This window comes from Ferrithrix thermotolerans DSM 19514 (assembly GCF_900128965.1).
GTDB classification, from domain to species: Bacteria; Actinomycetota; Acidimicrobiia; order Acidimicrobiales; family Acidimicrobiaceae; genus Ferrithrix; species Ferrithrix thermotolerans.
This window is the reverse complement of record NZ_FQUL01000013.1, coordinates 39,674-60,299: the sequence shown is the minus strand read 5'-3', so window position 1 is coordinate 60,299 and position 20,626 is coordinate 39,674. Positions and strand designations below refer to the sequence as shown.

At 51.4% G+C, this 20,626-nt stretch carries 21 protein-coding genes; 19 read left to right on the top strand and 2 right to left on the bottom strand.

Annotated elements, in window-relative coordinates; all coding sequences use genetic code 11:
• Positions 1-674: 674 nt before the first annotated feature.
• Positions 675-2,861 (top strand): catalase/peroxidase HPI, encoded by a 2,187-nt coding sequence (katG, locus tag BUA24_RS05890; RefSeq protein ID WP_072789915.1) that lies wholly within the window; start codon positions 675-677, stop codon positions 2,859-2,861.
• A 152-nt stretch (positions 2,862-3,013) separates the two neighbouring features.
• On the opposite strand, the gene BUA24_RS05885 is transcribed toward katG, so the two are convergent.
• Positions 3,014-4,462 carry an amino acid permease gene (locus BUA24_RS05885; RefSeq protein ID WP_084660242.1) on the bottom strand — a complete coding sequence of 483 codons (1,449 nt, stop codon included), beginning with the start codon at positions 4,460-4,462 and terminating at the stop codon, positions 3,014-3,016.
• A 668-nt stretch (positions 4,463-5,130) separates the two neighbouring features.
• Here BUA24_RS05885 and BUA24_RS05880 point away from each other — a divergent pair.
• From BUA24_RS05880 to BUA24_RS05800, 18 genes are all read left to right on the top strand, one after another.
• Positions 5,131-6,579, top strand: coding sequence for a sensor histidine kinase (locus BUA24_RS05880; RefSeq protein WP_072789913.1), 1,449 nt, complete (start codon positions 5,131-5,133; stop codon positions 6,577-6,579).
• A 3-nt stretch (positions 6,580-6,582) separates the two neighbouring features.
• Complete coding sequence (locus BUA24_RS05875) at positions 6,583-7,263, top strand: response regulator transcription factor (RefSeq protein ID WP_072789910.1); 681 nt, start codon at positions 6,583-6,585, stop codon at positions 7,261-7,263.
• Between the two features lie 100 nt (positions 7,264-7,363).
• The gene (locus BUA24_RS05870; RefSeq protein WP_072789908.1) at positions 7,364-8,359 is read left to right on the top strand and encodes a ferritin family protein; all 996 of its coding nucleotides are present in this window, start codon (positions 7,364-7,366) and stop codon (positions 8,357-8,359) included.
• 2 nt (positions 8,360-8,361) lie between these two features.
• Positions 8,362-8,649 carry an MmoB/DmpM family protein gene (locus BUA24_RS05865; RefSeq protein ID WP_072789906.1) on the top strand — a complete coding sequence of 96 codons (288 nt, stop codon included), beginning with the start codon at positions 8,362-8,364 and terminating at the stop codon, positions 8,647-8,649.
• 15 nt (positions 8,650-8,664) lie between these two features.
• Entirely contained in the window at positions 8,665-10,173 is a 1,509-nt protein-coding gene (locus tag BUA24_RS05860; RefSeq protein WP_072789905.1) for a YHS domain-containing protein, read from the top strand.
• Positions 10,170-10,502, top strand: coding sequence for a phenol hydroxylase subunit P4 (locus BUA24_RS05855; protein WP_072789902.1), 333 nt, complete (start codon positions 10,170-10,172; stop codon positions 10,500-10,502). The genes BUA24_RS05860 and BUA24_RS05855 overlap by 4 nt, the downstream gene beginning before the upstream one ends.
• Position 10,503: 1 nt before the next feature.
• On the top strand, positions 10,504-10,833 hold the full coding sequence (locus tag BUA24_RS05850) for a 2Fe-2S iron-sulfur cluster-binding protein (RefSeq protein ID WP_072789899.1): 330 nt from the start codon (positions 10,504-10,506) through the stop codon (positions 10,831-10,833).
• Between the two features lie 47 nt (positions 10,834-10,880).
• Positions 10,881-11,792 (top strand): catechol 2,3-dioxygenase, encoded by a 912-nt coding sequence (locus BUA24_RS05845; RefSeq protein ID WP_072789896.1) that lies wholly within the window; start codon positions 10,881-10,883, stop codon positions 11,790-11,792.
• A 33-nt stretch (positions 11,793-11,825) separates the two neighbouring features.
• Positions 11,826-12,884, top strand: a complete 1,059-nt coding sequence (locus BUA24_RS05840; protein ID WP_072789894.1) for a 2Fe-2S iron-sulfur cluster binding domain-containing protein — start codon at positions 11,826-11,828, stop codon at positions 12,882-12,884.
• A gap of 41 nt (positions 12,885-12,925) precedes the next feature.
• Complete coding sequence (locus tag BUA24_RS05835; RefSeq protein ID WP_218587416.1) at positions 12,926-14,365, top strand: aldehyde dehydrogenase; 1,440 nt, start codon at positions 12,926-12,928, stop codon at positions 14,363-14,365.
• 9 nt (positions 14,366-14,374) lie between these two features.
• Positions 14,375-15,160, top strand: coding sequence for a 2-keto-4-pentenoate hydratase (locus tag BUA24_RS05830; RefSeq protein WP_072789891.1), 786 nt, complete (start codon positions 14,375-14,377; stop codon positions 15,158-15,160).
• Positions 15,157-15,915 (top strand): 2-keto-4-pentenoate hydratase, encoded by a 759-nt coding sequence (locus BUA24_RS05825; RefSeq protein WP_072789888.1) that lies wholly within the window; start codon positions 15,157-15,159, stop codon positions 15,913-15,915. Before BUA24_RS05830 ends, BUA24_RS05825 begins: the two co-directional genes overlap by 4 nt.
• 1 nt (position 15,916) lies before the next feature.
• Positions 15,917-16,777 carry an acetaldehyde dehydrogenase (acetylating) gene (locus BUA24_RS05820; RefSeq protein ID WP_072789885.1) on the top strand — a complete coding sequence of 287 codons (861 nt, stop codon included), beginning with the start codon at positions 15,917-15,919 and terminating at the stop codon, positions 16,775-16,777.
• 8 nt (positions 16,778-16,785) lie between these two features.
• Positions 16,786-17,823, top strand: coding sequence for a 4-hydroxy-2-oxovalerate aldolase (gene dmpG / locus BUA24_RS05815; protein WP_072789882.1), 1,038 nt, complete (start codon positions 16,786-16,788; stop codon positions 17,821-17,823).
• A 1-nt stretch (position 17,824) separates the two neighbouring features.
• Complete coding sequence (locus BUA24_RS05810) at positions 17,825-17,995, top strand: tautomerase family protein (protein WP_218587415.1); 171 nt, start codon at positions 17,825-17,827, stop codon at positions 17,993-17,995.
• Positions 17,996-18,442 (top strand): GlcG/HbpS family heme-binding protein, encoded by a 447-nt coding sequence (locus BUA24_RS05805; protein WP_072789876.1) that lies wholly within the window; start codon positions 17,996-17,998, stop codon positions 18,440-18,442.
• 33 nt (positions 18,443-18,475) lie between these two features.
• Positions 18,476-18,607 (top strand): hypothetical protein, encoded by a 132-nt coding sequence (locus BUA24_RS13160; RefSeq protein WP_272867289.1) that lies wholly within the window; start codon positions 18,476-18,478, stop codon positions 18,605-18,607.
• 9 nt (positions 18,608-18,616) lie between these two features.
• On the top strand, positions 18,617-19,138 hold the full coding sequence (locus BUA24_RS05800; protein WP_084660239.1) for an alpha/beta fold hydrolase: 522 nt from the start codon (positions 18,617-18,619) through the stop codon (positions 19,136-19,138).
• Between the two features lie 162 nt (positions 19,139-19,300).
• On the opposite strand, the gene BUA24_RS05795 is transcribed toward BUA24_RS05800, so the two are convergent.
• A complete protein-coding gene (locus BUA24_RS05795; RefSeq protein WP_072789870.1) occupies positions 19,301-20,488 on the bottom strand; it encodes a fumarylacetoacetate hydrolase family protein in 1,188 nt (395 codons plus the stop codon).
• Positions 20,489-20,626: the final 138 nt, after the last annotated feature.

Sequence of the window (20,626 nt, the reverse complement as noted above, 5' to 3'; positions counted from 1 at the left end):
TTTTAGCCTGATAAGTTCATTGGCCAACAGGGCTATCTTTGCTCTGGTGACCTAAACAGCTGGAGCGCTAGCTTTGGCGATGACGGAGGTGAGGAACTCTTTATCCTCATCGCTCAACGTGACGACGTAGGTTGGTCTACGGCCGGTGCGCTTCTTGGACCCTTGTGAATCTTTCGCCGCTTGGGTTGCTCCTCGATATCTGCTTAGCTATTGTCATTGCCTTTTCCTCTAAAGAGTAGGTGGATAATGGGTTCAACAGGGGCCGAAACTTGAAAATTCCTGTTTCACAGCGAAACTTTGGCTAGGTACACTAGCTACCTACCGAGAAAGAGAAATACCCAAAGAGATGTAACGGCTCAAATCTGACAAGATTTCGAGATTGAGGCCGTGTGTTCGGAGTGGGTGTTTGGAGGCGCCATTTGCTCGACGTAAAAGGGGAAGAGTGTCTGTTTGGGATACTTTCTCCTGACAAGAAGCCATCTATAAGACCAAAGTTAGAAAAATTCTAAAAATAGGAGTAATAGAGTACAAGATAAGTTGTAGGATTAGAGATATAGTTGTATAGATATAAACGGGTCGTAGAAAATGTGTTGAGCTGGAACTTCTTCTTGGAGTAGGTGTAGCTCAATTCAGAACGTGTGTTTACACATTGAGCATGCAAAAAGGGGAGCTTTATGCCTGAGAGTCAGCAAGAGAACTGTCCCATTACGCGCAGCGCGACTGCGCTTGGCCGAAGGTCCAACCGTGACTGGTGGCCGGAGCAGATAAACCTAAAGCTGCTAGATTCTGGTAAGTCCAATCTGTCACTCGTTGATAGCGGCAGTAGTTACAAACAGAAACTAGCAAACCTAGACGTCGATGAGCTAAAAGCCGATTTGCGCGCTGTGATCACCTCTTCTCAGCCGTGGTGGCCGGCGGACTACGGTCACTATGGCCCCCTTTTCATAAGGATGGCTTGGCACAGCGCCGGAACTTATAGGGTATCGGATGGGCGGGGTGGTGCAAGCCGAGGTGCGCAACGCTTTGCTCCCATCAACAGCTGGCCCGACAACGCTAACTTGGACAAAGCGCGCCGTCTGCTGTGGCCGATCAAGCAGAGATGGGGAGCGAGGATCTCTTGGGCAGATCTAATCGTCTTTGCAGGGAACGTAGCACTTGAGATTATGGGGTTAGATACGGTAGGTTTTGCATTTGGCCGTGAAGATATCTGGGAAGCAGATGAGGTAACGTACTGGGGTCCTGAAGACACCTGGCTTGGAGATGAGCGCTACAGCAAAGACCACCAACTAAAAGAACCCTTGGGAGCAGTACAGATGGGACTCATCTATGTGAATCCAGAGGGTCCCAGCGGTAATCCTGACCCAAAGGCTGCGGCTGTTGACGTGCGCGAGACATTTGCACGAATGGCAATGGACGACTATGAAACCGTCGCTCTAATCGTTGGAGGACACACCTTTGGGAAAACCCATGGTGCTGTCTCTTCGGACTGTGTGGGACCAGCTCCTGAGGGAGCTCCCTTGGAAGAACAGGGACTTGGGTGGCGAAATCACGCCGGAACAGGAGCGGGAAGTGACACGTACACCAGCGGACTTGAAGGGGCATGGACCAACAACCCTATCTCGTGGGATAACGGATTTTTGGATAATCTGTTTCGCTACGACTGGGTCTTGGCTAAAAGTCCCGCTGGAGCGTATCAATGGACCCCAAGACAAGAGGAAGCCTCTCAAAGTGTTGTGGACGCACATGATCCAAGTAAGAGGCACGCACCAATTATGCTAACCACCGACCTGGCATTAAAGGAAGATCCGACCTACGAAAAGATCGCTCGGCACTTTTATGAGAATCCAGATGAACTGAAAGACGCCTTCGCAAAGGCTTGGTTTAAGCTCATTCACCGTGACATGGGGCCAAAGACCCGCTACCTTGGACCACTTGTTCCAGGTGAGTCCTTCATCTGGCAGGATCCAGTTCCCACTCCCTGCTACAGAACGGTGGGCGAACGTGAGATTGCCGAACTAAAGTCAGAGTTGGTCTCCCTGCTTTCTGTGTCTGATCTAGTGGCTACTGCATGGTCTTCTGCGTCGACATATCGTGGCACAGATCGACGCGGCGGAGCAAACGGTGCAAGGGTTGCGCTATCTCCTCAAAGACGCTGGGAGGTAAATCAGCCAGAGAGGCTTGAATGGGTCTTAGGTACCCTAAGGGATCTCCAGTCTAGGTTCAACCAAAGAGCTAAGGACGATATGGCGGTCTCACTAGCGGATCTAATCGTACTTGGTGGTTGTGCGGGTGTGGAAGAGGCAGCACGAAGGGCAGGAATCGATGTCGTAGTTCCCTTCCGCCCCGGAAGGGGCGACGCCTCACAAGAACAAACCGATGAAGCTTCCTTTGACTGCCTCGAACCAAGAGCGGACGGGTTCATAAACTATCGACGCCCGGGCGAGAAGCTTCCGGCTGAGCACCTCCTTGTAGAGCGGGCGAGCCTCCTGACCCTTAGTGCGCAAGAGATGACGGTCTTAGTCGGAGGACTACGAGTCCTTGGGGCGAACTTCCAGGGATCTCTGCTTGGGGTGCTTACAGAGAGGCGTGAGGTGCTTAGCAACGACTTCTTCGTCAATCTCTTGGACATGGGCACCTACTGGAAGATCTCTGAAGAGGACGGGATCTACTATGGTCTAAGCAGATCTGATGGCTCTCCTAAATGGAAGGCTAGTGCGGTGGATCTTGTCTTTGGGTCAAACGCACAGCTGAGGGCGATCACTGAGATCTACGCCTCCTACGATAGCGAGGGTCGCTTTGCACACGACTTCATCGAGGTCTGGGACAAGGTGATGAATCTCGACAGATTCGACCTCGACTGACGCAGCCGTCGTTAGATGTAGAGATAGGAGCTGTAGATTCGACCAAGAAGCCGGGTGCTCGTACCCGGCTTCTTGGCTTTATGTTCTATGGTCTTTGGGCTTATAAGGCGCTTCGTCGAAAGCTTGACTTTGTAGTGCGGGTACGAAGTCTCCTAGATAGGCTCGCCTAACCCTATCTCAAGACGTTCGAGTTCAGCCTCATCACCTTGCATCTTTGGACCGGTAAACCACTTGCGGGCACTTAGAACCCAGTAGATCCCTGCGTATCCAAGAACGACTACTAGGGCAACCGGGGCATAGTTAAAGGTATCTCTCGTTATCGGTGTAACCTCAGGCAACATGAAAAGGACCGTTATGATACCTACCCAGACGACGCCTATCCAACCGACTATCGGGGACCATCTACCAAGGTTCCAGGGACCAGGCTCGAACCGGGTTCCAGGCAGGCGTCTTAGTAGAGTAGGAGTCACATAGGCTAGATAGAGACCTATAGTTGCAATGGACGTGACGGCGCCGTAGGCTGTGGTGCTCCAGTACGAGGGTACTCCAAGGATGAAGGCTCCTATGACTGAGAACCAGATCGATCTCGTTGGTGTCCTTGTTCTAGGATTTATGTGGTGCCATAGCTTTGACCCAGGTACCGCACCGTCTCTAGAGAACGCGTAGATCATCCTCGAGTTTGCGGTTACCGATGCCATTCCGCAGAAGAACTGCGCGACCATAGCTATGATCAGGAGGAACTCTCCCCCTGTGCGTCCGATCGAATCGATCCATATCTGTACGGGAGGAACTCCGGTCGCTGAGTTGATCGCTTTTTGATAATCGTTCGTGATTGCGAAGGTGATTCCGATGATGAGCACTAGTCCGGCTGCGAGCGATACCAAAATGGAGTTGACTATTCCCTTTGGTACCGTGAGGCTGGCACCTTTGGTCTCCTCAGACATGTGCGCCGATGCGTCGTAACCTGTAAAGGTGTACTGGGCCATAAGCAGTCCTATCATAACTACGTAGAAGGTGTTATGAAAGCCCGTTTCGTTTACGAACTTGGTGAATACAAAGGCAGCGGATGCATGATGTGTAGGAATAAGAGCCAAAGCACCCACGATGACGATGACCCCCAAGATGTGCCACCACGCAGATACGTTGGAGAGCAGGGCGACGAGCCGAACGCCAAAGGAGTTGATCAGGCCGTGTGCCAACAGGGTAAGTCCGTAGACAAACAAGACCGTCCCTTTAGTAGCGGATATGCCAGTTGTGAGATTTAAGAAAGCAGAAAGAAACGTTGCGAAACCAAAGTCGATGCCTGCGGTTACGGCGATCTGTCCGATAAGGTTGAACCAGCCTGTAAACCATGACCAGGCAGCCCCTTTGCTCTTGGCTAGTTTGGCTGACCAGTAGTAGAGCCCTCCTGCGGTTGGATATGCTGATGCAATCTCTGCCATACCCAGACCAACGATCGTCGTCATTGCTCCAACTACTATCCACCCCCATACCATCTCAGCTGGTCCGCCAGTTGTCATCCCGTAGTAGTAAAGGGTTAGACAACCCGAGAGAATGGAGATGATGGTAAAGGAGACCGCAAAGTTTGAGAACCCGCTCATCACTCGCTTGAGTTCTTGCGCATACCCGAGCGCATGTAAACGTCTTGTCTCCTCGTCCAGGAGCTCTGGATGAGGAGTTACGGATATATCTTCTTTAGACAATTTGACTCCTACGTTGTTGATTTGCTTACGACGGAGAAGGTGGTCTATGGCTCGCCTCAGTTCTTCCCCTCAATTGACTTTTAGTATGACATCTTGCAACCACAAATTCAGCTCAATTCTAATAATTATTATCGAACAAGACGAAGCTTATATTAGAGTAGTTATAGATGCACTATGAAGCCTAAAAAATGATGTACAGACATCTTGAAGTCATTCTGGAACACTCAGACTCGGTCAACCAATTACTACATATCTAGCAACCGCAATAGTGAGACTTAGTACATTTCTCAACCTTGTACTCCCTACAGCGTCGGTTCTTCGGACCTTCGCAGAGGTTTCGCCTCAGACACGTTCTTTATAAGCCAGAACCTTTGACTACGAAAGAGATAAAGTAATTTCGGCCGATCTAACCCTTGCCTAAGAGACCGTGTCTGTGTAACATAAGCTGTACCGTGACGCTTTGTGCTATTCAGAGAGTCGATACGGGTTGAGTCAGTGCATCTAGCACGATAGCTCTGCTTGGTGCGTATCTGGCTGTCTTGTTGTAGATCTGTTTAGGGGGAACCTTGTACGGTACCACGGAGGGTGAGCTTAAGGTCTTGTTGCACAGGATCGAGCGAGCAACAGCCTCCTGTGGTGCACTGGTTCTAAAGACCAATAGGGCAGCTGGAAACGTCCTTGAACCTTATGTAACAGTGGGTAGTCAGGATCTGGTTGATGAGTATCTTCGTTCTGTAAATGTGAGCGCCACCAGGGTACCTTTGAGGGGGAACTCAACTCATATCGTCGAACTCTGGCAGAACAACCCCGCAAACCAAAGAGTGTTTAGGCTCGTTCGGGAAGAGAGACTGCTGGGGCTCCTTGCCCTGCTCTATGATACGCCCCATAGCTGGACCGATGGACTCTTCGTAGTTGAAGAGCTCATAGATGCACTTGGGAAAAGTCTCAGCTATATCGAGGCTGTCGAAGGAAATCAGCAGTTAGAGGCGATGCTAAACAGCACGATAGAAGGCGTTGCGCTCTTGGATCAGAGCTTCTCGGTTGTAATGGCAAACGACTGCTTCTCGAGAACTCTTCGAAAGACAAACTGTTTTGGACGAGTACTGGAAGATCTGATTCCGATAACCAAGAGACAGATCGACGAGCTCTTGTTAGGTAGCAACGTTACAGTTGCGTTGCGACGAACGGACTGTAGCTTGATTTTGGACGTTAATTTGCGTAAGGTCGCTGTGGCGTCTTCACTTTGGTTCTGTGTGAGTCTTCGTGACGTAACGCAGACACGAGCGCTTCTATTAGAACTTGAGACAAAGACCTCTGAACTTATGGAGTTGAACGCGCACCTCCGCCAAGCCCGTGATGCGGAAGCCGAGTTTCTCTCGATGGTCACTCACGAACTACGCAATCCGCTCAACATAATCGTAAACGGCCTTGAACTTCTCGCTAAGAACACCTCCTTCGATAAAGAAGCAGACGAAGATCTAGCCATAGTCTTAGACGCGTCTGCGCAGCTCAATCACAGGATAGGAGATCTTCTGACGTTAGCGCAGCTGCGGGCGAACGTGTTGACCTTTGACTTTGAACCTGTAGACATAATTGAGATCCTAACCTGTAGTGTTAGGTGCTTCTCGGACGACAGAGTTTCTTTAGTGGTGCCCCAAGACGTTACCGAAGTGCCCATCGTAACCGGTGATCCAAGACGCCTGAGACAGCTTTTCGAAAACCTCATTGACAACGCTCGAAAGTACGGTTCAGGTCCAATTCGGGTATCTATGGGCGTGCAGGACGGCGAACTGTTCGTAGAGGTAGCAAACGAGGGAGATCCTATACCTGAATATCTGTGTGAAAGGGTCCTTGAGCCCTTTGTCAGAAACGATAAAGGTGTGTCTGGTCTCGGTCTCGGTCTGGCGATAGCAAAAGGTATCGCACTCGCACATGGAGGCGACCTGAGAGTACGATCCAAAGGTCGGGAGACGTTGGCAAGGTTTTCGATGTCTGTCAAGACAATGCGCTGGTAGACGATGCGGGCGAGGATTCTAATAGTCGAAGACGAAGAGCGTGGAGTGGCACTGCTTCGCCGTTTCCTTGAACCGCTTGGTTATGAGGTTCGAGCGACCCAGGATCCCTCAAAGGTGAAGTCGATGGTTGTAGACGGTGACGTGGACCTTGTGCTCTTAGACCTGATGCTTGCGGGCTCTGACGGTCTCGATGTGCTTAGAGCTTTGAGGGACTTCTCGAGTGTACCCGTTATCGTCGTAACAGCCAGGGATGCCCTCACCGACAAGGTTGAAACACTCGGTCTTGGTGCCGACGACTATGTCGTCAAGCCTTATGCCTCAGACGAACTCCTCGCTCGTATCAAGGCTGTGCTGAGACGAGGAAGTCATGAAGTGACCAAAATGCAGCCCATCGCCGTCGGCCCCATCGTCATAGAGCTTGATACACCCAGAGTTCTAGTCGAAGGTGTCGAGGTTGATCTGAGTAAAAACGAGTATCAGGTTCTCACGGTGCTTGCGCAAAACAGAGGTCGTGTTGTGGTGGCAGACACCTTATTGGACAAGGTTTGGGGATCTGAGTACCGAGGGTACGTATCTACGTTGCATGTGACGGTTTCGAGGTTGCGCAAGAAACTGGGACACTGTGGCAAGGAGTACATAGTTACCAAAAGCGGAATCGGGTACATGATGAAAAGTGACGTGTGACAACAAACTGTAAGGATTTTGCAAGAATCAAGAATGCCTTGTAAGACCTTCGTAATGAGGCTGCCCTAGATTTGGGAGATCATCGAGTCAAGGGGGAAAAATGGCCTATGAGATCAAGCAAAATGTTGTTGATCCAGTTCGCGTCGGCTTTGACTGGGTAGAGCGTCGTCTGGGACGACCTGCAAATCGATACGAGGAGGGTTCGATCGAGGTCCAGCAGGAGGAAAACTTTCACTACCGTCCTCTCTGGGATCCGGAACATGAGATATTTGATCGCTCCTATACGGCTTTAGACGTAGGAGATCCTTACAACTTTTTGGACCCTAGGCAGTACTACTACTACACGTACAATCAGGCTAGGAACAAAGCGGCGGAACATCAGCAGTCCACACTCAGTTATGCAGAAGAGTTCAACGCGTTTGCTTCTCTGCCTGAAGATCTCATAAAGGTCTTTGCAGAGACACTGACGCCCCTGAGGCACCTTGAGTACGGCATGCAGATGGTTATGGTCCAGATGAGTGCATTTGCCTGGGGCACTACGATCGAGCAGGCGGCGATCTACTCAGGGTTTGATCACCTGGGAAACGCACAGCAGCTATCGAAACTTGCGTTGCAGTTCGAGAACGGGGTGGAGATCCTAGATGAGGCGAAGACGCAGTGGATGGAGCGAGAGGCTCTGCAACCGCTTCGCAGATACATAGAGGACGTACTGGTTCTCTCTGATTGGGGCGAGCAGTTCGTGGCTGTGTCGGCGGTCTTGTCACCACTTATGTATCCAAGCCTCTATAGGGGTCTTGAGACGCAAGGCGTAGGGCTTGGTGAAGGGCTATCTATGTCGACTCTTAGATACTTCTACGACTGGTACCTAGACGATCAAAAATGGGTTAGATCCTTCATCTCTCATCTTTTGTCGGTTGAGAACTCCTCCAACCAGGAGTTCCTGCGAACAGCGTTTGAAAAGTGGTCTCCCGGTGCTGAGTTGGCGCTCAGGACGTTGCTGGACGATCTGCCTGACTCTCTTGACAGTTCGGAGATGATGGCACAAGGGATCTCAGAGCTGCAAGTAGTAGAGGAGTTGATAGGAGGCAGGGTCTAAAGATGGTTATATCGATTTCGAAGCTAACCGGCATCGACATGGCGCAGAGCGAGGAGTCTGAGGCGATAGTTCATGCAGTTTCAGAGCTAAATGATGACATTCAGGTTCGTCGGATGCCCGGGATACTAAGGATTGAGTCGTCCACAGACATCGTGATCGATGCGTCGGTGGTCAGTCGGTTGCTTGGTCGCGAGTGGCATCCCGACGATATGAATCTGTCGATCGTATCGTTTTTTGGGGAAGTAAAAGAATGGGATGATGACGAGATCATAATCGGCTGGTCTCACTAGGGGGGAATTGAGAAGATGACAACCAAGAAAAAACTTTCAACGAAAGAGAACTATCGGGCGATGGTCAGAGGGTTGGACTGGGAACCAACCTACCAAAAACACTCTGACATATATCCTTTCCACACATTTGAAGGTATCAAGATACATGACTGGGACGCATGGGAAGATCCCTTCCGTATGACGATCGAGACTTACTGGAAGTACCAAGCGGAAAAAGACAGGCGTTTTTACGCAGTGCTAGACGGATTTACCCAGAGTCAGGGGCATCTCAATATCTCTGACGCTAGATATCTAAACGCTCTGAAACTCTTCATCCAAGGCGTTACCCCTCTTGAGTACATGGCGCATCGGGGATTCTCTAGGCTGGCTCGCTTTATGCCTGGTTCAGCGCCCCGTTTTGCAGCGCTGGCTCAATCTATGGACGAGTTGCGCCATGCGCAGACAGAGATCCATGCTCTGTCTCCCTACAACCGGTACTACGAGGGATTTCACTCCATGCGTCTATGGCATGATCGGGTCTGGTACCTATCGGTGCCAAAGTCGTTCTTCGATGACGCAGTGTCCTCGGGTCCATTTGAGTTCTTAACTGCAATCTCATTTGGTTTTGAGTATCTCTTGACAAACCTACTGTTTGTGCCGTTCATGTCTGGAGCATCCTTCAACGGCGATCTTACGACGATGACTTTTGGGTTCTCTGCTCAGTCTGACGAGTCACGACACATGACCCTTGGTCTTGAAGCCGTACGCTTTATGCTGGAGCAGGACGAAGATAACGTTCCGATCGTCCAAGCATGGATCGACAAGTGGTTTTGGCGCTCTTACAGGGTGGCTGCGCTTGTAGCTGCCATGATGGATTACCTTCTTCCGCGGAAGTTCATGTCGTGGAAGGAAGCCTTTGAGCTGTACTTCGAAGAGCAGATGCTAAATGGCCTCTTCCCTGACTTGGCATTCTATGGTATTCGTCCTCCTATGCACGTGGAGCAGGCTGTGAAGGAGAAGGAGTACCTGTCACACCAGGTCTATTGGGTTCTCTACTCATTTAGCTACGCTGCAATGTTTCATACAACGACTCCAGAACCTCAAGAACTTGAGTGGTTTAGTGAGAAGTACCCGGAGACCTTTGACAAGGCGTTTCGTCCGCTCTGGGAGAAGGCTTCCTCGATCGCAGAGTCTGGTGGTCGGTTCTACTTCCAAGGACTTCCCCAACTCTGTCAGGTGTGCCAGATTCCCATGGCCTTTACCGAGGCGGGAGATCCAACGAAACATGTACAGAAAAGTTCGTCTTATAAAGATGAGATCTACTGGACCTGTTCGGACGGTTGCAAATGGATCTTTGATCGAGAGCCCGAGAAGTACGTGCAGGCGTGGCTACCGGTGCACGAGATCTATAAAGGCAACTGTGGTGGGCCAAGCGTACCAGAGGTCTTGACTTGGTACAACGACAAGGGGGACTCAGGGGAGTTCAAGGGATCGAACGACGACAAGAACTGGAAGAGATGGCACAGCGAAGGAGTGGAGTTATGAGCGTTACCAAGTATGCAGACTACGACTTTGAAGCTAGAGACAGAGCGGAGGTTTTCGAGCCTGACCAGCTGGTATACGTGCACTTTGTCGACTCATACATGTTCTGCTCGCCTGCTGCCTTTAGAGCGCCAAAGAGTATGACCTTCGGAGATTTTCTGGGGAACTTAGTCGTGCCTTGGCTCTCCTCGGATCCCTCCCTCGATCAAGGTGCACTTCAAAGAGCGACGTGGGAGTTGATGCACGAGGCTTTTGTGCCTCAGATGGACGTTGCCCTAGCGGCTCAAGGAGTCACGCATAAGACTTTGTTGAGTCTCAGAGTACCGATCTGATATGGCGAGGGTTCGTTTCGAACCAAATGGGATCGAACTCGAGTGCTCTTCTGAAAAGACGTTGCTTGAGTCGCTAGTTGAAAAAGGGTACCAGATGTGTGTCGGATGCCGTAGGGGCGGATGCGGCATATGTCTGGTCGAGGTCAAAAGCGGCGAGTTTGAGTTAAGGCCCCATGCAAAGGAACTGATAACTCAGAGATCTCAAACCCTTGCTTGTAGGGCGATGCCTCAAAGCGACGCCGTCGTGATGTTGTGTGAAGACAATAAATTCAAGCGCTCCGGACTTTACCGGTGGCTAGAGCGTGCTGGCAAGGCTGGTACGCAGGTGTAGATGTGTCTGTTGGACATGGTCTAGTTATGTAAGGGGGATAGAAGAACATGGGTGTTATTCGATTGGGATATGTTCATGCCAAGGTGAACGATCTTTCAGAGGCTACGAGGCACTACGGTGAGACTTTAGGGCTTCAGTTAACTGACAGCGTCGATGGGAAGAGCTACTTCAAGGGCTGGGACGAGTGGGATCATCACTCAGTGGTTCTCGAAGAAGGCGGCTCTGGTCTGGTAAAGATGGGCTTCAAGGTCTCCTCGGACGAAGACCTAGACCACCTGGAGAACCAAATGGCTGCATTTGGTCTTACCGTTCGAAGGGTTCATCGAAAAGAAGAGCATGCCGTAGGTGAAGCCGTTGAGGCGATACTGCCTTCGGGGCATGTGATGCAGCTCTATCGGGAGATAGAGGTATTGGGAACGAGCGTCGGCACGGTCAACCCTGATCCGTGGCCAGACGGATTGCTGGGCATCGGCGCTCCTAGGCTCGATCACCTGCTCATTACAGCCGAAGATCCTGCGCTTCTTACAAGGTTTTTCACCGAGGTGCTGGAGTTTAACATCTCAGAGAAGGTTGTGCCTGAGGCGGGGAGTAATCAGATCTTAGCGTCGTGGTTATTTAGGACGAACACTCCGCACGATATCGCGATAATAGGGGGTCCCGACGCAAAGCTTCACCACTTTGCCTTTGCACTTGATGACTGGAAAGAGCTCCTTAGGGCAGCAGACGTTATGTCAAAGACGAGAACCTCGATCGACATAGGACCGACCCGCCACGGTATCACCCGGGGGGAGACTATCTACTTCTTTGATCCTTCAGGGAACCGTAACGAGGTGTTTGCAGGCGGGTACATTACATACCCCGACTTTCCCTGCATTGAGTGGACCGTTGAGCAACTGGGTACCGGCATCTTTTACCACAACCGGGAGCTAAATGAGGCCTTTACATCCGTAGTGAGCTGATAAGGCTTTGTTTGAGTTAGAGCGTGAGGGAGTATGGACGAAGTAAAAATTACCATCGATCCGGTAGGTAAGGTGGTGAAAGGGTCTAGGTCGCAGTCGATCCTTGAGTCCTGCATGCGAAGTGGAGTGTGGCTTCCTCATGCTTGCACGCATGGAACGTGTGGGACGTGTAAAGCGACCCTAGTCGATGGGGAAGTTGACCTTAGAGACGTCTCGGGCTTTGCGCTTATGGACTTTGAGCGCGAGGAAGGGAAGATCCTCCTGTGTCAAGGCTTCCCCAAAGGCGATGTTGTGGTTGAAGCCGAGATCGAAGAGGAGGAGGGAGTCGACTACCCTTTAGTCTCCGACCTTGTGACTTCAGTTGTGGCAATGGACAAGGTGACAAGAGACGTCGTTTTGGTTACTCTTCGAGCAGATCGCGAACCCGTGATCTTGCCAGGGCAGTACTTTCAGTGGCACCTCCCGGGGAGTGCTGAGACCCGTTCTTTCTCAGTAGCGAAGCTAGATGGCGATCTCTTGACTTTTCATATAAGGTACCTTCCAGGGGGAGCCGCATCTAAATGGATCTTTGAAGAGATCGCCCTTGGCGACGAGGTTCTTCTTAGTGGTCCCTATGGACGGTTTTTCCTTCGTGAACCCGCTCGACCCCTCTTATTTCTGGCCGGCGGAACTGGATATGCTCCCATAGCGGCGATGCTGAATGAGATAGCGAAGAGATACCCCGATACAGAGGGGGCGGTGATCTTTGGGGCTAAAGACAGGTCCTCTCTTTACTGCAAAGACGAGCTATCTGAACTTGCCAAGAGAGTTACAGGGCTAAAGGTCTACTTTGCAGTCTCAGACGAGTCGGGGCTCAAAGGCGAAGACGACGTCTACAGCGGGACTGTTGCAGATGTGCTCAAGGAACGTTTTGCAACGGCGACCGGTCATACCGCCTATGTATCAGGACCACCCCTTATGGTCGAGTCCGTGATAGCGGCGCTGTATGCGAGAAGACTATTCAAGCGAGACATATTCAGGGAGGATTTCTTCTCCTTGGAGGAGCATGCCCGAGGGCTAAGAAGCCCGCTGTCACCGTTTGCATCAAGGTAATTGGTTGTTCGTCAACTTAACACAGAAAGTGAGTTCCAGAGGTGGTCATAAGGCTTGGGAGTTTTGAAGGAGGACGGGAGGTCCTTTCGGAAGAACGCAAGAGCTTTTCCGATCTCAATCCCGCCACAGGCGAGGTCCTAGCAGAGGTTGAAGAAGCAACCAAGGAAGACGTTGACCGGGTTGTCAAGATAGCTCAAGGGGGTTTTAAGAGGTGGTCAAAGATCCCGGTCGCCCAGCGTTCGGCTCTGATCCATAGACTCGCCGACTACCTTGAGTCCAGGTCAGAGGAGTTGGCGGAGATGGAGACCAGGGATACTGGGAAACCTCTTACGCTTTCGAAGTCCTTAGACATTCCTAGGTCGATCTTCAACTTTAGGTTTTTTGCCGACTACGCCAAGACCCTTGGCACGGAGGCGTTTCAAAGCGATGATCAGGCTATCAACTACGCACTTAGACGTCCCGTGGGGGTAGCGGGCCTGATATCACCTTGGAATCTCCCCCTCCTGCTTCTCACCTGGAAGGTAGCTCCTGCGATTGCCGCAGGAAATAGCTGTGTGATAAAGCCGGCGGAGCTCACACCCCTCACCGCCTATGAACTGGCGAGAGCGGCCCAGGAGGTTGGGTTGCCGGAGGGCGTAATCAATGTCGTAAATGGATTCGGACCGCAGAGCGCCGGTGAGTTTCTAGTGGCTCACCCTAACGTCGATCTCATCTCTCTCACCGGTGAGACCTCGACCGGAAAGGCTGTGATGGCTAACGCAGCGTCGACTCTGAAGAGGGTCTCATTTGAGCTTGGAGGAAAGAATCCTCTGATAGTGTTTGCCGACTGTGACTTTGATGAGATGATCGAGACGACGGTGCGCTCCAGTTTTGTCAATCAAGGAGAGGTATGTCTCTGTGGCTCTAGGGTCTACGTGGAAGAGCCCATCTTCGACAAATTTGTAGATGCGATTAAGGCGAGAGCCGAAGCTTTGGTCGTTGGAGACCCCTTCGATCCAAAGACTCAGATGGGAGCACTTATCTCCAAGGAGCACAAAGAGAGGGTGGCAGGCTTTGTCGAAAGAGCAGTTGTAGACGGAGCTAAGGTCGTCACAGGAGGGGGTACCCCAAGGACCCTTACCAAAGGAAACTTCTTTGAGCCAACGATTATCGTCGATGTGAAAAGTGGTTGCGAGATAGTAACGGAAGAGGTCTTTGGCCCCGTTATTACGGTAGAACCCTTTAGATCTGAGGAAGAGGTCATAGCAAAGGCCAACGATACGCGTTACGGTTTGGCAGCGACCTTTTGGACATCTAATCTCAGACGAGCTCATCGCATGGCGGCTCAGCTGGAAGCGGGCGTCATCTGGATAAACACCTGGTTCTACAGGGATCTTCGTACGCCCTTTGGAGGGATGAAGCAAAGCGGGATAGGTCGCGAGGGTGGGGTGCACTCTTTCGAGTTTTACACGGAGCTCTCAAATGTTTGTATCAAACTCTAGAAAGATGAGATGGTAGAGGAAACTGTTTTACAGCTTTTGGCTAAGAGGCTAATCGACGCCGATGACGGTCGTCAGCCTATCGCCCCTCTGAGCGATGAGATCAAGATGTCTATGCATGAAGCCTATGCGATCCAGCGGCTAGTGTCCAAGGAGCGTATGGGGCGTGGAGATGAAGTTGTAGGTCACAAGATCGGACTCACCTCTAAAGCTATGCAGTCGATGTTCAATGTTATGGAGCCTGACTTCGGTCCGCTTTGGAGGTCATGGCAAAAACCTAACGGTTCAACGGTCTCTCTTATAGACTTTATTGCGCCTCGTCTGGAGGTAGAGGTGGCACTTGTTCTAAAGTATCCTCTCTCTGGTGCGTCTGTGACGGCTATGGACGTGGCGCTGGCAACAGAGTACCTCGTCGGTGCGTACGAGATCGTCGACTCTCGTATCACGGACTGGAAAATTACCATATTCGATACCGTCGCTGACGGAGCTTCGGGAGGATGTTTTGTTCTCGGGGACCTAAAGAGATCCCCACTGGATCTTGAGGCTGGCAAGATCTCTATGTCGCTCAAAAAGAACGGAGAGATTGTCTCCACCGGAGCGGCCAGAGCTGTTCAGGGTCACCCCTTTGAGTCAGTTGCCTGGCTCGCTCGAGCCTTGGGACGATTCGGTGAAGAGATGATTCCCGGAGAGGTAGTGCTTTCTGGTGCAATGGCGGCAGCGGTCCCGTTAGAGGGTGGTTGCTCTTACGAAGCCGATCTACTTGGACTGGGAACGTTGAAGCTGGAGGTCGTCGCGTGAACAACGATTTTTTAGCGGAGCTGATCAAGGCCAGAAGGAAAGGCGTTCTTTTAGAGGGAAAGATACACAACGATCTGACTCTAAAAGAGGCATATAAGCTTCAGGACGCCTACTGCGAGGCGATCTACCCAGATCAGCGGCTGCTTGGTTACAAGATGGGTCTCACTTCGAAACCCAAGCAGGTGACTATGGGTATCTCGAAGCCGATATTCGGTCGACTGTATGAAGCGGACATGTATCAAAGTGGCGCAGTGCCACACTCTGCCTTTGTGCAGCCACGTTGTGAACCCGAGGTTGCGCTTTTGGTGCGAGAAGACATCGACCCCTCGGACTCAAAAGATGAGGTTATTGCCAAGCTATATGGGGCGACTGTAGCCGTTGAGATCCTCGACTCGAGGTTCAAAGGTTACCGGTTCAACGTCGAGGAGGTGGTGGCAGATAATACCTCCGCTGCTGGGTACTGCATCTACCCAGGATTTGTTCCTGTGCCACCGGAGATCGACAGACTAGCCGTCGAAATATCTCTAAATGGAGAGGGCATCCACTTTGCCTCTACTTCAGCTGTGATGGGATCTCCTGTGGACTCTCTTATGGAGTTGATCGGTCTCTTGGCCGCATTCAATGAGCGACTTCGTAAGGGAGATGTCGTTATGACCGGCGGGATAACCGATGCCGTGCCGGTCAGTCTTGGTGATGTGGTGACGGTGAAGGTGGAACAGCTTTCATCTATTGAGCTTTGTTTCAAAGGAGAGTAATTTGAAAGACTATCGGGTTGCAATTGTAGGGTCTGGGAACATAGGAACAGATCTCATGTACAAGATCGAGCGAACCCCCGAGCTCTCTTTGGCGGCAATGGTTGGGATTGATCCTCAGTCAGACGGTCTGGCTCGAGCGCGGTCAAAGGGATATCGAGTGCTTGACACCGGTGTGGAGGGTCTTGAACCTTTCTTGGACGACTTTGACCTCGTTATGGAGGCGACCTCGGCAGGAGCTCATCTGAAGAACTCCGTGCTTTATCGACAGTGGGGCAAGACCGCCATCGACCTTACGCCCGCTGCGATTGGACCGTACGTTGTACCGGTAGTCAATCTTGACCAGCTGGTCGATGAAGACAACGTCAACATGATAACCTGTGGAGGTCAGGCCACTATCCCCATCGTGGCTGCAATCTCAAGGGTGACCACTGTGAACTACGCAGAGATCGTTGCAACGATCTCTTCAAGGTCGGCCGGTCCGGGTACCAGAGCAAATATCGACGAGTTTACCCACACTACAGCTCAAGGTATTGAAAAGGTGGGTGGTGCGCTAAAGGGTAAGGCGATCATCGTTCTCAACCCGGCCAAACCCTATCTCATCATGAGGGACACCGTCTACGTCGAGGTTGAAGAGGTGAAAGAGACCGAGATCTTGGAGTCATTGAAAGAGATGGAGGCAGACGTCCGAAGCTACGTACCTGGATATCGACTAAAGACCGATCCAGTGTTCGAAGGCAACAAGGTTACCGTGTTTTTGGAGGTGGAAGGATCAGGCGATTATCTACCTCCATTCGCAGGAAATCTTGATATCATGACCGCCGCGGCCACCAGGGTGGCTCAAGTCTATGCAGCAAAAAGATAGGAGAAGCTATGGCTCAAATCACTCTAGTGGATACTACCCTCCGAGACGGAAGTCACGCAGTGAGGCATCAGTTCAACGAACAAAACGTAGCAGATTTAGCCTCGGGACTCGATCGTGCGGGGATACCTGTTATCGAGATTACACACGGTGATGGTCTTGGTGGGTCGTCGCTTCAGTATGGAAGATCTCTTCTTAGCGACGAAGAGATGATCTCTATAGGGGTAGACACGGTTCAGGACTCAAAGGTTGCGGTGCTTCTTCTCCCAGGGATCGGCACTCACGTGGAGCTCGAGAGAGCCTTGGACCTAGGTGCTAAGGTGGTGCGTGTCGCAACGCATTGCACAGAGGCGGATATCTCGGCTCAGCACATCGAGATGACAAAAAGTCGCGGTGCCTTGGCGGTGGGGTTTTTGATGATGGCTCACATGTTGGAGCCCGATGATCTAGCCAAGCAGGCACAACTGATGGCCTCTTATGGGGCAGATGTCGTCTATGTCACAGATTCTGCTGGAGCTTTGTTGCCTGACATGGTTGGTGCAAGAGTAAGGGCGCTACGGTCCGCACTCGATGATGCGGTCGAAATTGGATTTCACGGTCACAACAACCTAGGTCTGGCGGTGGGCAACAGCCTGGTTGCGGTGGAGAGCGGTGCTACCTGGATCGATGGGGCAATGGCTGGCTTTGGTGCTGGAGCTGGAAATACTGCAACCGAGGTGGTTGCTGCGGCGCTCGATAAGGCAGGGCATGAGGTAGTTGGTGTGGATATCTTCGAACTTATGAGAGTTGCCGAAGAGAAGGCACGCCCTCTCTTACCTTCTTCTACCACCATCTCAAGAAGCGCGTTGATGTTAGGATACGCAGGCGTATACTCAAGTTTCTTGCTCCATGCATATAGAGCCTCGGAGCGATTCGGAGTAGATCCAGCTGAGATCCTCCTTGAGCTTGGACAACGCAAGATGGTTGGGGGACAAGAGGATATGATCGTTGATGTCGCTATCGAGCTGAGCCAGGGAAGGGCCGATCAAGGTGCCACTAATTCACGTTGAGATGTTAGAAGGTCGCTCGGAGGAGATAAAAGAGCAGCTGATAGCGGAACTTACAGATACAACGGTCTCGGTTCTGGGTGTAAACAGGGAGTCTGTTCGAGTCGTATTAGTCGACGTCCCCAAGAGCCACTGGGGTATAGGCGGGGTCACAGCTAAGGAATTGGGTCGTTAGATGGCGATGATTCGTTCAACATTTTCTCTTTCGCTGGAGGCAGCGAAGGTGATGATGGATGCAGCAGTGGAAGAGGCGTTGCGACTTGGAGTCGGAGTATGTGTTGCCGTCGTAGACGTTGGTGCTAACTTGCTATCGTTTATGCGAATGGACGACGCGCCTCTCCTATCTATCGACATCGCCCATAATAAAGCCTACAGTGCGGCGGCGTTCGGCAAGGGTACCCATGAGTGGTACCCACTTATCGAGAAAGAGCCTGCACTTTTGCATGGACTTACCCATACCGAGAGGCTGATCATCTTCGGTGGAGGGCTTCCGCTTGTGGTTGAAGGGCGGACCATCGGTGGAGTGGGGGTATCTGGAGGCTCCTCGGACCAAGATACTCAATGTGCAAGGGCTGCAGTATCGGCGTTCAACTCCTCACTTGCTGTGTCGCTGAAAGCCTAGAGATCTCCCTGAAGGCCTTTGAAAGGAAATGTTTTGGAGCTGGGTGAGATAGGTCGCAGAGTAGACATAGAGGGTGTCAACACCAACTACCTAGATGTAGGTGATGGTCCCAATGTGATATTGCTACATGGCTCTGGTCCGGGTGTAACGGCATATGCAAACTAGAGGTTGGTGATGCCCCGCCTTAGTCAAGAGTTTCGCGTCGTTGCGCCTGACCTTCCCGGATTTGGCTATACAACGGTCCCAGATGGATTTGTGTTTTCTCTAGATAAATGGGTGAGGCACCTCTTTGGCTTTGCGAAGGCGCTCGAACTGGAGAACTTCGCCCTTGTGGGAAACTCATTTGGCGGCGCTCTTGCAATTGCGTCTGCCATAGCGAATCCCCGTCTGATATCTCATCTGATACTTATGGGTGCAGTTGGCCTCAGCTTCCTTATTACTAGAGAACTGGAGACGGTTTGGGGATTTGATCCTGACGTTTCCGACATGAAAGACCTGCTTGATCTCTTCGTCTACGACAGATCGATTGTCACGGAAGACTTGATCGCATCTAGAGATCAAGCCGCTAGGCGTCCAGAGACCAGCCGCAGCTTTAAAGAGATGTTCCTCCCTCCTTATCAGCAGAGACTTGACTATCGAGTTTCTGCGACGTATATGATCGAGCCGTTGGAGATGTTAGAGCGGTCGCTTTGGTGACGGAGCCTTAGATGGCGTGAATTCTCTAGCGTTGAGATTCAAGACTTGACGATACAAGTGCAGTAATTCGAGGCGACTGTGAAGTCTTGTCCAATGCAAACCTCCACCTTTCTAAGGTCGAACTTTTGGTCTGGGTGGTCTCGATAGTGATCCAAGAAGTCTTTACAGAGACGGAAGAACCTCACCGATCACCTCACCGAAGGAGAGTCGCCCGCCGCTTAGAGACCTGGTAGTTGCCGATATAGTTACTACGTCTCCGTCGTCAAGGTACGAGCGGCTAGTACCGTCCACTAAGGTTATCGGCCGTCTTCCATCTTGGGTAAGTTCGATAAGGGATCCTACCTGATCTTCATTTTCCCCTGAAACCGTTCCCGATGCAAATACATCCCCGCAGGTAACATTCGCGCCGTTGATCGTCATGTGAGCCAGCTGCTGTCCAGGAGTCCAGTACATTGATCGAAAAGGAGGAGAGGAGACGGTCGTTTGATTTATCTTAATCGAAAGCCCGATATCCAAAGCCCACGGATCAGGATCAAACAGGTAGGAACTTGGGGTGGGGTCCTGGCGGACCGGTTGTACCCGAGCCCCAAGAAGGGCTTCGATCGGAGTCACGAGACACGACATCGAGGTGGCAAAGGACTTTCCTAAGAACGGTCCAAGTGGAACGTACTCAAAGGCTTGAATATCCCTCGCCGACCAGTCGTTTACCAGTACCACGCCGGCAACGTAGTCATAGAACTCCGATGGTGAAAGAGGGGTTCCAACCTCGGACTCCTTGGCTACTATAAAGCCGACTTCGGCCTCAAAGTCGAGGGCTCCTGTCTCAGAGAAGACAACATCGCCCCCTTTTTGAAAGAGACCTTTAGGTCTTACGATTTTCGTCCCCGAGGGTAGAACCGTCGAGCTTCGTCCGTGGTAGGCGATCGGTAGATGACGCCAAGCCTTTGGCAAGGGGTCGGCGTTAGGTCTAAAGAGCCGTCCAACGTTAGTTGCGTGGTGCAAAGAGGAGTAGAAGTCAACGAAGTTTCCTACTTGAACCGGTAGCTTCAGGCGTGCATGGTCAAATGAATAGCTGGCAGATAGAAGTTCTTTAGTAGCCTCCCTGGTTATCTCTACTATCTCTTCTCGTAGGTTCTCCATAGCTTTATGTCCGAGGCTAAAGAGGTGGTTTAGGCTGTTGCTAGATAGAGCCTTTTGATCTACGCTTTTTATCGAGTCGGTCAGTTTCGATAGCTGGATGATGGTATCTCCTACCCGGGTCACGACGCCGCTAAAGTCTATGCCAAGGGGAAGATGGTCGATAGAGTATCCGTTGTCTTGGTCGATCTCAAGCCACTCGTGTTCCTTCATTGCTTAGGATTGTACTCGCAGATATCTGCAGGTATCTACCAAAGAGCAGCCATCTCTGAGCCTTTGAACTCTTTAGACCTTTAGTTTTGTGCTCGTATTTGCTAGACTTCGGCGTTGTAGACTTCTTAGGGGGTGTGT

Excerpts from the sequence above, each read along its gene's own strand:
- BUA24_RS05840 (WP_072789894.1), top strand. The coding sequence starts at position 11,826 with ATGGACGAAGTAAAAATTACCATCGATCCGGTAGGTAAGGTGGTGAAA.
- BUA24_RS05795 (WP_072789870.1), bottom strand. The coding sequence starts at position 20,488 with ATGAAGGAACACGAGTGGCTTGAGATCGACCAAGACAACGGATACTCT.
- BUA24_RS05885 (WP_084660242.1), bottom strand. The coding sequence starts at position 4,462 with ATGAGCGGGTTCTCAAACTTTGCGGTCTCCTTTACCATCATCTCCATT.
- BUA24_RS05865 (WP_072789906.1), top strand. The coding sequence starts at position 8,362 with ATGGTTATATCGATTTCGAAGCTAACCGGCATCGACATGGCGCAGAGC.
- BUA24_RS05855 (WP_072789902.1), top strand. The coding sequence starts at position 10,170 with ATGAGCGTTACCAAGTATGCAGACTACGACTTTGAAGCTAGAGACAGA.
- BUA24_RS05860 (WP_072789905.1), top strand. The coding sequence starts at position 8,665 with ATGACAACCAAGAAAAAACTTTCAACGAAAGAGAACTATCGGGCGATG.
- BUA24_RS05870 (WP_072789908.1), top strand. The coding sequence starts at position 7,364 with ATGGCCTATGAGATCAAGCAAAATGTTGTTGATCCAGTTCGCGTCGGC.
- BUA24_RS05845 (WP_072789896.1), top strand. The coding sequence starts at position 10,881 with ATGGGTGTTATTCGATTGGGATATGTTCATGCCAAGGTGAACGATCTT.
- BUA24_RS05850 (WP_072789899.1), top strand. The coding sequence starts at position 10,504 with ATGGCGAGGGTTCGTTTCGAACCAAATGGGATCGAACTCGAGTGCTCT.
- BUA24_RS05810 (WP_218587415.1), top strand. The coding sequence starts at position 17,825 with ATGTTAGAAGGTCGCTCGGAGGAGATAAAAGAGCAGCTGATAGCGGAA.
- dmpG (WP_072789882.1), top strand. The coding sequence starts at position 16,786 with ATGGCTCAAATCACTCTAGTGGATACTACCCTCCGAGACGGAAGTCAC.
- BUA24_RS05800 (WP_084660239.1), top strand. The coding sequence starts at position 18,617 with ATGCCCCGCCTTAGTCAAGAGTTTCGCGTCGTTGCGCCTGACCTTCCC.
- BUA24_RS05875 (WP_072789910.1), top strand. The coding sequence starts at position 6,583 with ATGCGGGCGAGGATTCTAATAGTCGAAGACGAAGAGCGTGGAGTGGCA.
- BUA24_RS05830 (WP_072789891.1), top strand. The coding sequence starts at position 14,375 with ATGGTAGAGGAAACTGTTTTACAGCTTTTGGCTAAGAGGCTAATCGAC.
- katG (WP_072789915.1), top strand. The coding sequence starts at position 675 with ATGCCTGAGAGTCAGCAAGAGAACTGTCCCATTACGCGCAGCGCGACT.
- BUA24_RS05805 (WP_072789876.1), top strand. The coding sequence starts at position 17,996 with ATGGCGATGATTCGTTCAACATTTTCTCTTTCGCTGGAGGCAGCGAAG.